At 49.8% G+C, this 12544-nt stretch carries 10 protein-coding genes; 1 reads left to right on the forward strand and 9 read right to left on the reverse strand.

Annotation, left to right across the window (positions count from 1 at the left end):
- Positions 1–345: 345 nt before the first annotated feature.
- Complete coding sequence (locus FDZ78_RS14235; protein ID WP_123398884.1) at positions 346–810, forward strand: hypothetical protein; 465 nt, start codon at positions 346–348, stop codon at positions 808–810.
- Here FDZ78_RS14235 and uvrA read toward each other — a convergent pair.
- The 9 genes from uvrA to FDZ78_RS14275 form a co-directional block, all read right to left on the reverse strand.
- Positions 807–3701 (reverse strand): excinuclease ABC subunit UvrA, encoded by a 2895-nt coding sequence (uvrA, locus tag FDZ78_RS14240; RefSeq protein WP_123398883.1) that lies wholly within the window; start codon positions 3699–3701, stop codon positions 807–809. The two genes, FDZ78_RS14235 and uvrA, sit on opposite strands and share 4 nt — an antisense overlap.
- A gap of 52 nt (positions 3702–3753) precedes the next feature.
- The gene (locus tag FDZ78_RS14245) at positions 3754–4743 is read right to left on the reverse strand and encodes a lytic transglycosylase domain-containing protein (protein WP_136408818.1); all 990 of its coding nucleotides are present in this window, start codon (positions 4741–4743) and stop codon (positions 3754–3756) included.
- Positions 4744–4810: 67 nt separating this feature from the next.
- Complete coding sequence (locus FDZ78_RS14250; RefSeq protein WP_123398881.1) at positions 4811–6121, reverse strand: gliding motility-associated C-terminal domain-containing protein; 1311 nt, start codon at positions 6119–6121, stop codon at positions 4811–4813.
- A gap of 88 nt (positions 6122–6209) precedes the next feature.
- Positions 6210–6374 (reverse strand): hypothetical protein, encoded by a 165-nt coding sequence (locus FDZ78_RS14710; protein ID WP_160631154.1) that lies wholly within the window; start codon positions 6372–6374, stop codon positions 6210–6212.
- Between the two features lie 51 nt (positions 6375–6425).
- A complete protein-coding gene (gene yihA, locus FDZ78_RS14255; RefSeq protein WP_107031377.1) occupies positions 6426–7043 on the reverse strand; it encodes a ribosome biogenesis GTP-binding protein YihA/YsxC in 618 nt (205 codons plus the stop codon).
- 61 nt (positions 7044–7104) lie between these two features.
- The gene (locus FDZ78_RS14260) at positions 7105–8181 is read right to left on the reverse strand and encodes a GNAT family N-acetyltransferase (RefSeq protein ID WP_160631156.1); all 1077 of its coding nucleotides are present in this window, start codon (positions 8179–8181) and stop codon (positions 7105–7107) included.
- Positions 8182–8326: 145 nt separating this feature from the next.
- Positions 8327–9850: a DUF4301 family protein gene (locus tag FDZ78_RS14265; RefSeq protein ID WP_136408820.1), complete on the reverse strand. Its 1524-nt coding sequence runs from the start codon at positions 9848–9850 to the stop codon at positions 8327–8329.
- A 192-nt stretch (positions 9851–10042) separates the two neighbouring features.
- Positions 10043–10894 (reverse strand): SGNH/GDSL hydrolase family protein, encoded by an 852-nt coding sequence (locus FDZ78_RS14270; RefSeq protein ID WP_240743518.1) that lies wholly within the window; start codon positions 10892–10894, stop codon positions 10043–10045.
- 5 nt (positions 10895–10899) lie between these two features.
- On the reverse strand, positions 10900–12471 hold the full coding sequence (locus FDZ78_RS14275; protein ID WP_240597609.1) for an MBOAT family protein: 1572 nt from the start codon (positions 12469–12471) through the stop codon (positions 10900–10902).
- Positions 12472–12544: the final 73 nt, after the last annotated feature.

The raw sequence follows: 12544 nt of genomic DNA on the forward strand, positions 1-12544 counted from the left end.
GCAAAATGGCACAGGCCAAGCATAAAAACGGTAAAAAAGGGGACCGCAGACACAATATGCGCGTCAACAGGCCGAACACCAACGCAGCCCAGCAGCAGAATGCCAATGATTCCAATTCCGCCTATTACATTGACAACGGCAAAATCAAGGTATTCTCCTACCACGCCCAGCGCTAAAAACTCATTCTCCCACTTCTCACAAGAAGTCTGATCACCGGCATCCCCGACAGGGCCTTTCTACAAAGGCTCCGGCAAGGATGCCGGTGATTATCTTTACCTTCCCGCATTATCGCACTAAATCGGCTTTTTCATAAGCTAAATTTGCGCAAAAAAACACTCCGTACTTATGAAAAAGTCATCACTCCCCGTTTCTAGAAAATTTTATTCTGAAATCTGCGACCGCATCAGATTTTCATTCAGCCTGAACCGCCCGTCATTAATCGAAGAAGCCATCGCGACTGTAGACTCCTACATAACCAGTGGAGCAGAGCCGGATGAATATACCGATCCTTCCGTTCTGCTGATGTTCAATCTGCTTCGCCCCGAAATCGACAAAGCCATCAGGCGATCTCAACGTGCCAGAGAAATTTCATCAAAACGCAAATCCGGACAGCCGACCGCCGCTTCCTCCGGCAAAGACGAAACCAGCAGACCGATGGACAATAACGGCAATACAGCATCTTCTGAATCAGAGTCAACCGAGCCTGAAGAGGAAGAGCGCCCCATTCTGAACCGCCGTATGCGCAGACAGATCCAGCAGGAGCGCAAACGGGCTGTCCGCCAGCGGATCAAGCCGCTCTATAGTCGTTAGGGTTTGCTGTCTGACCGATCCTTTTGCACTCCTTCAAGCACCTCGCGGATAAAAGGCGCCGTCGGAGAATCAGACTTTGCAACCTGCGCGGGAGTGCCGGTGGTAATGATATGGCCGCCGTTTTTACCACCTCCGGGGCCCATGTCAATAACATGGTCGGCCGCACATACCACATCGAGATTATGCTCGATGACAAGCACGGTATTCCCTTTGTCTACAAGCCTGTTTAACACCGATAGCAACACTCTTATATCGTCAAAGTGCAGGCCTGTGGTAGGCTCGTCAAGTATGAAAAGAGTCTTTCCGGTGTCACGGCGTGAAAGTTCTGTGGCAAGTTTCACTCGCTGATTTTCACCGCCGGACAGTGTGGATGACGGTTGGCCGAGCTTGATATAACCGAGCCCGATATCGCGCAAGACCTGAATCTTGTTCAGAATCGCAGGAATTCCGGCAAAAAACTCTACTGCCTGGTTTATCGTCATGTCAAGAACATCAGCGATCGACTTCCCCTTGAAACGTACTTCAAGCGTCTCGCGGTTGTAGCGCTTTCCGCCGCAGGTTTCGCAAGGCACAAGCACATCCGGCAGGAAGTTCATCTCTATAGTTTTGTAGCCGTTTCCTGAACAAGTCTCACAACGTCCGCCGGCCACATTGAAAGAGAAACGCCCCGGACGATAGCCTCTGATCTTAGCTTCTGACAGCGATGCATATAGATCGCGTATAGCCGTGAACACCCCCGTATATGTAGCGGGATTAGAGCGCGGCGATTTCCCCAAAGGAGACTGATCGACAGTGACTACCTTGTCGATATTTTCAATCCCTTCAATTTTGTCATAAGGCAGCGGAGCTGTCTGCGAACGAAAGAATTTCTGACTCAGTATAGGCTGCAGCGTTGAATTGATCAGCGAGGACTTCCCGCTTCCCGAAACGCCTGACACGCATATGAAACGGCCGAGCGGGAGTGTAAGAGTGACATCCTTGAGATTGTTACCCTTGGCTCCGCGCAAAACGAGTTTCTGCCCGTTGCCCTTCCTGGGCTTGTCTCTGAGAGGAATCGACAGTTTGCCATTAAGATAGTTTGCCGTAAGAGTATCCTTTGAAAGCATTTCAGCCGGAGTTCCGGCAAAGACTACTTCTCCACCTTTTCGGCCGGCCTTCGGACCGATGTCCACTATATAGTCGGCATCAAGCATGATATCCTTGTCATGCTCCACCACAAGGATGGAATTTGACGCATCGCGAAGTTGCTTGAGCGAGTCGATCAGTCGGCGGTTGTCACGCTGATGCAGTCCGATTGACGGTTCGTCAAGGATGTAAAGCACATTGACAAGTTGCGAGCCAAGCTGTGTGGCAAGCCTGATGCGCTGGCTTTCGCCTCCTGAAAGTGTGGCAGAAGCGCGGTTGAGCTGCAGATAGTCCAGACCTACGTCCACGAGGAATTTCAGCCTTGAGCGGATCTCTTTCATGATCTCACGCGCTATGATTGCCTGGGTCGGCGACAGCCTTGACTCGACATCCTTTGACCATTCATAGAGATCCGAAATGTCAAGGCGGCAAAGCTGGGCTATGTTCTTCCCGTCTATGAAGAAGTGAAGCGCCTCCCGGTTCAGGCGGTCTCCCTTGCACTCCGGACATTCTGCCCGCGAGAAGAAACCCTCGCTCCACTTGCGAGCAGCCGCGGAGGCATCGTCGCCCTGCTGCATCTCGATATACTTCACAAGACCTTCATAGGTGTTGAAATAATTGTATGTGGCCATTGTGTCATTTTCAATCACAAGGCGCTCGTTGGTGCCGTTAAGAATCTCGCCGACAGCTTCTTCAGGGAGATCCTTGACCGGAGTCTTTATCGTACATCCGTATTTTTTGCATATTGCGTCGATCTGCCAGAATATTACGGAATTCTTGTACTTGCCGAGCGGCAATATGGCTCCTTCATGGATCGAAAGTGAGGGATTGGGGATGATTTTGTTGCGGTCTACTATATTGACATAACCAAGCCCCTTGCAGCAGGGGCAGGCTCCGAGCGGAGAGTTGAATGAAAAGTTGTGGGGCGCAGGCTCACGGTATGAGATTCCGCTGGCCGGGTCCATGAGAGTCTGGGAGAAATAGGCAGCAGAGTCATCTTCTACATCATAGATCATCACCTGGCGCTCACCTTGGCGCAGGGCATCGGCAACGGTTGATTCAAGCCGGGTAAGATCTTTGGCCGAGACTTTCAGCCGATCGATCACAAGCTCTATATCATGATTCTTGTAGCGGTCAAGCATCATGTTGAGCGTCAGATCGCGGAGCTCTCCGTCTACGCGCACAGTCAGAAAACCCTTCTTGCGCAATTGCTCGAAAAGTTCCTTGTAATGCCCCTTGCGATTCTTTACCAAAGGTGCGAGTATATAGATCTTGTGCCCGTCATATCGTTGCAGGATCAGATTGACAATCTGATCCCTGGTATATTTTATCATCGGTTCGCCTGTGACATAGCTTACCGCCGTCCCCACTCTTGAATAGAGCAGACGGAGAAAGTCATAGACTTCTGTTGTAGTGCCTATGGTGCTTCGCGGATTCCTGTTGACAGTCTTCTGCTCGATGGCTATCACCGGACTAAGGCCTGTGATTTTGTCAACGTCAGGACGTTCGAGATTACCGAGCATATTTCTGGCATAGGCAGAGAAAGTCTCTATGTAACGGCGCTGGCCTTCGGCGAAAATAGTATCGAAAGCCAATGACGACTTCCCGCTGCCACTCAGTCCGGTGATGACCGCAAGAGAGTTATGGGGAATATCTACATCTATGTTTTTCAGATTGTGGACACGCGCTCCAAGCACACTCAAAGAGGATGCTGAAGCGCGGTCCGGCTTATTTTCTGTTGTTTCGTTATTGTTTGCTGTGCTCATTTCTGTTATTTACAAATACGGCAGGTCAGTCAGTAAAGCGTGGAGTCCTGTGTCAGTCTGCCACCACCCACGCCGGATTGTAGACTTTGACTTTCTGGCGCGAGCGTGAAAGGGAATCGCGGATTGGTATGCTGACTTTATATGTCTTTCCGCTTTTGTTCGGAAGTGTTTTTGAGCGTATCCACGGATTGTGTTCGCGCAGAGTGAGATAGTCTATACCTTGCTTTTTAGCCCATGCAACCCAGTCATCGACAGGAGTATTAACCTCCACCACTTTGTATTCAATAGGCTGATAGAGCTGGTCGGCAGTCAGATTGAAGCCATAAGCCGATGGGTTTTCCATTATAAGTTTCATGGCGAGCATACGGAATATATAGCGCATGGTTTCATCGGCAAGATAGAGATCATATGCAGAATCGACCTGCTGCGATCCGAGCTCCTTTGAAATACGGGCCATGCCTCCATTGTAGCTTGCCGCCACAGACTCCCAGTTGCCATATTTGGCATAAGCGTTTTTCAGATAGCGCGAAGCAGCCTCAGTGGCTTTTACGGGATCATAGCGTTCATCAACATCTTCGTTGACCTCAAGGCCGTATTCTTTGCCTGTTGCAGGCATCAACTGCCACAGACCTCCGGCTTTTGCCGGAGAAAGGGCCCGCGGATTGAGGGTGCTTTCGATGACCGCGAGATAGATCATGTCAGACGGAATACCGTTTTTCTTCAGTATCGGGGCCAATATCGGAAAGTAACGGTTTGCTCGTTTTATGCCAAGCAACGTATTCCCGTGGGTATAGGTCATGGCTGTCAGTTCCCGGTCAAGTCGCTCCCACATATGGGTAGGATCAAGATCCACTTTCTTTCCGGCAAATGTCACAGATGACGGAATGGACGGATTTACTACGGTCGAGAATTCAGCAGTCTGAGTCTCTACCGGAGCTTCAGGAGCAGAAGTAACTGCGGCAATCCGCTCGGATGATGCGACAAGCGCCAGAAATGTGAGACCTACTGACGAATATAGAAACAGCTTTTTATTGTTATTCATAGAAAGTGGTAAAAAAGTTGTTCAGATTGTGTTTTATATCAGTTGCAGGCACATTCTGATTGTATGCCTACTTGTAGTTAACAATGTTTATGTCACCCGAAAGTTCATAATTCCTGCCATCCGAGCCTTTGGCCTTGATGACATAAAAATATGCGCCGGACGGAACGGTCTTGCCTTTGTATTTCCCGTCCCATCCGTGAGAAGGATCGGTAAATGATGTAATTTCATGTCCATAACGGTCAAATATGTGACACTCGAAAGAGACAAGGCTTGAATAGCTCACTTTCCATTCGTCATTCACGCCATCGCCGTTTGGCGAAAACGCATTGGGGCATTTAAGCATTGACGCGCCGATGGAGACGGTGTAGACTTCGCCGGTATATTCGCATGACCCGTCTGAATTGGCACAGACAAAACGGAGATAGGTGACACCTTCGTCATTAAACGTATATGCGAAATTCAGGTCCTGTATACGCAGACTGACATCGTCGAATTCAGGGTAGCGGGAGAATTGCCATTCATGAAACAGTGCACCGTCAGTCACAGCGGCCTCAAACTCCAGTTCACACGGAGCCGATCCGCCGAACGACGTTCCTGACGGATTCTGGGCCACTTCATTATCTGCGCTACGGACATTCTGAGTGATCTTTGTCAGGCCGCTGACTGCATATGGTTCCACTGAACCGCTTGTAAATTCTTCGGCATGACCCCATGCGCGCAGGAAACGGTCGCCTTCAACAGTGAATTTCGTAGCACAAAGCGGAGCCGGTGCACGCATTACTGCCGGAAGTGACGCAAAATCAACCGCAGTCTCTGTCTGGTGAAACATCAGAGCTTCTTCATCGGGCGTAAGAGTATGGTAACTGAGGCGGATTCCCCTATCAAGAGTGAAACGCCGGCCGTTGATGCCATAGTAGGCCATTTCCTCTCCCATCCCGATCACATCAAGGGCTATCCGCTGGCAATCACGTTCGGCTGATGGCACGATCGAAGTCAATGAAAACGGATGGCGGTTATAATCTATGACCCAGAAGCATTCCCTGCGGCCATCAGGATGTTCGACAATATACCCCATATCGCTTTCGATTTTTGTGAGTACAGATGATGCGCCGTCTACTCTGACGTCGGAAAGTTCTTCGGCATAACCACCACCAAGAGAGGAATAGCGATACCAGCGTATGGACGGAGCTTCTTCCTCTGTTGTCTGGCAGGACACCGAGACGCCCGAAAGGCCGTCAAGCACATAGACACCTTCAAGACCGGATGCCGAAGAAGCCTCCACTCTGACAACTTCGGATATGTTGCCGGTCCAGAGCGGCTGTCCGAACATCCCGGCTGCTGCTAAAAGGCAAAAAGATACTGCTAAAATCTGTCTCATACAACAATCAAAAAGCGATTTTTTTACTAACTTACAAAGTTACGAAAAATCGCTTTTATTTGCAATATCTCTTCCAGAGGCCGCAGGGCTACATATCGTCCATATCGTCGTTACGCGGATTATTGTTTAGCTCCTTGACATCTTTCTTGACCATTTCCGGAGTGACCTTATCATTGTCTGACACATTGACGTCCACTCCACGGTATTCTTCGGCAGGCTTCACTCCCGGTTTCTGTGCGTTTTTCTTATCCATAATCAAAAGATTTTAATTTTGTATATTTAACATCCGGGAAGGCTTCGGGGTTCACTCTCCGGTATCAGATCCGACCGGAAGACTGTTAAGTTGCTCGATATAATCGAGTATTTCATCTCGCCCGCGACCGGTTTCACTTGATGTCAGGAACACCGGCGGCAGTTCTTCCCATGTTTCCAGCAGAATGCGGCAGTATTCCTCCACATTCCTTTTGCCGGCCTGCGTGCCGAGTTTATCGAGTTTTGTAAACACGATGGCAAAAGGCACTCCGTTTTCACCGAGCCAGTTGAAAAATTCGAGATCGATCTTCATCGGCTTGTGGCGGGAGTCGATCAGTACAAACAGGTTGGTCATCTGGGCACGGTTAAGGATATAGCCACGTATCATTTTCTCCAGCTGCTCACGCTGCGATTTGCCACGCTGTGCGAAGCCATAGCCGGGAAGATCGACTATATACCAGCTGTCATTGACCAGAAAGTGGTTGATCAGCATTGTCTTTCCCGGAGTCGATGATGTCTTGGCAAGACTTCTGTTGCCCGCAAGCATATTGATCAAAGACGATTTGCCGACATTACTTCGGCCTATGAAGGCATATTCGTGACGCGTGTCGGCGGGACATTTGCCAACCGTGGGATTAGAGACTACAAAACGGGCTGAATTGATGATCATATCTGTTGTTTTTGTTTTAAGAGGTTGTTTTTAAACAACTTCTAATATTTCTAAAATACCGTCAGTCAAGCATCAGGCTTATCATAGGGCGTACCGAGGGGAAGCGTATGATCGAGCCTATAGCCGATGAACTGAAGATGATGTCTGTGAGAACTTCGACTGTAACATCGAAATCAAGTTTACCGCAATAGGAATCATCTGTCACACACAAGCCCTTCTTTATAATGAAAGTATGCGAGTTATAGTCCGGCAGCAGCTTGTCGCTCACCCGTATGCTGCATGAAAATCCAGGATCTGCAGCAGCGATGGCTGACAACGCTTTCTCCACATTGACCAGACGCCCCATTCCGCGAGGCATCAGGCGGCCTCCCATCGAATCGTCGGGGTGTCCGAGAAGAAGCACCGGAGTATCGGTGTAGAGGCAACGCAACTGGCGCAGTGCGGCCGCACGGCTGTCGCTGTCCTCACCCACCACATCCTTTACCAGCAACAACCCGTCTGAAACCACGCCCCATGCCATTGAGACTATCTGGCTGCCACGGTCTTCATCATCGCGGGCCATGACTACAAAACTTCCGCCGTCAGACTTCAGGTCGGACAGGATATTGTAGAAATCGCGCCTCGAATGAAGCACATAGCATTTGCGCTGATGCTGGAAACGGTCGAAAGCACACCATACCTCATCGCTCGTTTCTTCAGGGAAAAGATGATATTCGCCACTCACCGGAAATGAGTGGAACGCTGTGAACCTTTGTTCCTTGGTGAAAAACACAGTCGAAAATCCGTATCTGCGATAGAAGAAATAAAGAGCCTCACTGGCCGGAATCAATGTGCACAGCATATCACCGCGCGAAGCTGATTCTTCAAGAGCCATCTGCATCAGCCGTGACATGAACCCCTGTCCGCGCCGTGCGCGCCGTGTGGCCGCTCCGGCTATATAACTTACAGACGGTTCCGACCCGTGGAATGACATGAGGTAACGCTGGAGCATCAGGCTGCTCACCGGAGCGTCAGACTGATCGCACAGCAAAAGCGCCTCGTCATCGCGATAGACCTGATCGAAATACATGTCGACATATGGTCTGGGGTCCTGGAAGCACTCAAGCCAGATCTTCTTTATTTCATCTCTCTTGCTCATAATATTTTTTGTAGAGTGAGGCTGAATGTGAATTTGTATGAATTTATAACAAGCGAGAGAGGGATAAGGATTTTGCAAAATTCTCATCCGGCTCTGCAGTTATCAGTTGACAGCCGCGGAGCCGGACGGGAATATTTGTTTCACATCAGTTCTGATGAGCCGGACGGAGAAGATCGTTGACTGTCTTGACCGGATTGAATGTTGAGATGGGCACTTCGACAAACACCGTGTTCCAGTCGCTCATGGCACCATTCCAAAGGCCGGGCAGCTCCATTGCACGAAGTTCTTTGCCGTGGCTTGACTTTGAAGAGATGAAACCGGTTGCCGGATCGACATAAGAGGGAAGATCGAACTTCTTTCCGTGGATGTCTTTGATGTAGCAGACAAGGTCAACGGGATTGAAATGTGTAGCCGATGCCATCATCTTCATATAGGCTTCGTTATTCGGGTCCACCTGATTACTTTCGAGAATCTGCGGAGAGGTCGAGCCGTCGGGGTTGCGGGCAATGAACGGACCGCCGCCGGGTTCGCCTTCGTTGCGCACCATGCCGCAGACACGCAGCGGGCGGTTGAGTTTTGCCTTGATATATTCCACCACAGCATCATCATCCATTCCTTCGAGTTTGGCATCGCGGACGTTGAGCACGTTGTTGAGATAGTCAAGCATACGTTTGATATCATCAGATGTGTAGAGTTTCTGGTCAATCGCGAGAAGATCCTCTTCTATCTGGTCATGAACTTCGAGAAGAAGGCCGCCGAGCACTTCTTTGTAACGGATCGTATCGGCCCTCTTTGAGTCAGGAACCACGTTGTCAATGTTCTTGATGAAAACAACCGCCGATTCGATGTCGTTGAGGTTCTGGATCAGTGCGCCGTGGCCGCCGGGACGGAAAAGAAGATGACCGTCTTCAACAAACGGAGTGTTGTCCGGGTTGACAGCAATCGTATCGGTCGATGGCTTCTGTTCGCTCATGCTGACATTGAACTTCACGCCCATACGCTTCTCTGTAGCAGGAATGACTTCGGCAAGTTTTTCTTCAAACAGCTTGCGGTGGTTGGACGAGACGGTAAAATGAAGATTGACAATGCCTTTGGAATTAGCGGCTGTCTGCGCGCCCTCGGTAAGGTGTTCTTCTATCGGAGTGCGAGATCCGTCGGCATAGGTGTGGAACTTAAGAAGTCCTTTGGGGAGTCCGCCATAGTTCATACCTTCGGGATTTACAATAGCGGCGATAATATCGCGGTTACGTCCTTCTGCCAGCATCTCGTCAAGGGTCTTGCCGTAGAGACGCTCTACAGCCGCGCGAAGTTCGGGCAGGAAAGGCAGTTTGTCGACATTCGCGAGCAATGCGGCTACAGGAGACCCCTCTTTAAGTTCATCAGTTCCACCGTCGACGTATTCAAACAGCGCTTTGAACATTCGGGAAGCTGCGCCTGATGCGGGCACAAACTTGCAGACTTCTCCGCCGTGTGCGAGATATTCATGCCAGCGGTCAAGAGCGGCATCTATTTCACCTTCGTCAAGACGGAAAATGCCGGCACCTACACGGGCGGCATCGCTTATCTGCAAATAGGGAAAGCCTGTAACGAAACGCTTGAGCTGCGCCTCGACTTCGGCTTCAGTTATTCCTTTGTTTTTCAATAGTTCAATGTCTTCAGGTCTGAACATAGTTTTACGTGGTGTTAGGGGGTTAGAATTTTTACAACCCAAAGTTACACTATTTTTTCAGAACCTGACTAAAATTCCTGGCAATTTTTCATCCGAACTGCCATCAAAGAGTCAGAAACCACCTGTGTCGACTATAATTGACAGTCTTGTCCTTAAGATCTCTTCCAAATCTGACTCGCGGGATCTGCCTGATTAAAATTTTGCAGGGAGGGATAACAGTTGATACTGGAGTGTGCGGGCAAGGCGGAAATGGCCGATGGTGTTGGGATGGAGGCGGTCGGTTTCCGGATTCTGTATATAACAGTCATGAGCACTGTCAGCCGGATAGAGCCCGCTGATGGAATAGAGGTCGATCACCGGCACACTCCACACCGATCCGGCCTCGCGGAGAGTACGCACATAATCGTCAATATACAGTCCAAGCGCATTTGAGTATTGCTCGGAAGGCTGCACATTGCTTTGGCTGAAGCGGGCGAAACCGCGGTGAATGGGGGTCAGAAGTATTATCTGCCTGTCAGGAAAAGTCTGTTTCAGTTTTGACAGCAGGAGGTTGATCCGCCCGCAGAAAGTAGAATCTGACATCACATGACTGCGGCAGCGGCGGGTTTCGATCTTTCCGTTGGCATTCACCTGAGCCGTCGATTCGGTAAAAAATTCACCGATCGGGCAGCTGTGGTTATAGTCGTTGGTCCCGGCCCACACCATCACGGCATCAACATCAGGATGATCGCGCTTCAGTTTGTCGACTTCTCCGAGAAGATTTTTCCATTGCCATCCTGACCGTGCATAGACATGAGGAGTCAAACCAAGCAGATTATGCAGATAGTCATAAAAGCGTTTGTTGGCAGTAGTGTCACAGAGTGTGCTCATCGAGTCTCCGAGAAAGCCGACTTCACAGCCCTGCCACTGAGAGCCGGGGGTGGACATAGCCGGAGAAACCCGGACCGGAGTTACAGGTGTTGCCTGCGACTGCGCGAAAACATTCCCGGATACAAAAGCTGAAAGCATGAAAGCAGAGAGCAAGGCTGAACGCAACATAGACATACGGATCAATACTGAAGATATATAAACGGAACAATATCGCTCTGACGCACCTGGATAACTACAAGAATGACCAATGCAAGAATGACAGCCTGCACAAACGCCGGACTGGCTTCAAACACCGAACGGACTCTGCGAGTCATCCGTGAGGGCGTGATGTGAATCATATACCCTCCGATCATCAGCAGGACTATGGTCAGATAGCTTTCCACGAACTGAGGCGCGACAGACAGATGAAAGTCAAAAAGGATCTGATGCCACATCATAGCCACATCGTCCATCGACGGAGCACGGAAAAACATGAAGGTAAGAGAGACCATGACAAAGGTTAGAATCATATTGACCGGACGCATCCACCGCGACAATGCCGAAGGACCTGACTCGACCATCACCATCTCGCCGCTCTCGGTAAGCACAGCGTCAGAAGCCGCAAGCGAGATCACACGCCGATACATCTTGTGGACCACAAGCAGTCCACCGTGTACAGCACCCCAGATGACATACATCCACGATGCGCCATGCCAGAGGCCGCCGATTACCATTGTGGCAAACTGATTGAAATACATGCGCGGGCGAGAACAGCGATTGCCTCCGAGAGGAATATAGACATAATCACGCAGCCAGGTTGAAAGCGAGATGTGCCAGCGATGCCAGAATTCAGTCGGGTTCTGGGCCTTGAAAGGAGCATTGAAATTCTCCATGAATCGATATCCGAGAAGCAGGGCTATGCCGATAGCCATGTCGCTGTAGCCTGAAAAGTCGCAATAGAGCTGGACTGTAAAGCCGAAGGTGGCCATAAGATTCTCGAACCCGCTATAAAGAGCCGGATTGTCAAAAACACGCTCCACAAAATTTCCGCTGATGAAATCAGCTATCACCACCTTCTTGATCAAGCCCGTGATGATCAGCCATATGCCTTCCGATGTCATATCGCGGGTTGCCACAGGGTTGGAATAGACCTGCGGGAGCATATCTTTAGCTCTGACCACAGGCCCTGCGAGCAGAGGCGGAAAGAAAGTGAGGAAGAAAATATAGTCAAGGAGGTTGCGGCAGGCTTTCAGCTGCCCGCGGTATAAATCGACAATATAGCTTATCGAACGGAAAGTGAAAAACGAAATTCCGGCAGGCAGCAATATGGTCTCGACGCGGATGTCCATCGTGGTGAAATGTGACAATGTGTCGGCTATCAGATTGAAATATTTGAAATAAGCCAGCATCCCCACATTGGCGGCGACATTGACAAAAACTATCAGCCTGCGCAATGCATCCGAACCGCGCTGCATTGATGCAGCCTTGTCCATAAGCAGGCCAAGAACCCAGTCACTCACGCACACACCGAGAAGAATCAAACACGAAAATCCGGAAGATTTATAATAGAAATAGAGCGAAAACAGTATGACGAGCGCCATTTTAAGCACACGCACACCGCGCACCAGCCTATAAATGCAGAGGAATGCGACAAAGAGCACAAGGAAAAGCCCTGTATTAAACAGCAGAGGCTGCATGGGGTCATAGCGTAACACATCAACTACCTGATCAATCTCAAGACGTTCAGGCAGCGAAGACAATCTCTGGAGCAAATCGCCAAACAGTGTAGCAACGGAATCCAACGTAGTAGAATAGATAATGTGTTAGAATTATTATTATCTGATT

The sequence above is a fragment of the Duncaniella sp. B8 genome (assembly GCF_005304985.1).
GTDB classification, from domain to species: Bacteria; Bacteroidota; Bacteroidia; order Bacteroidales; family Muribaculaceae; genus Duncaniella; species Duncaniella muris.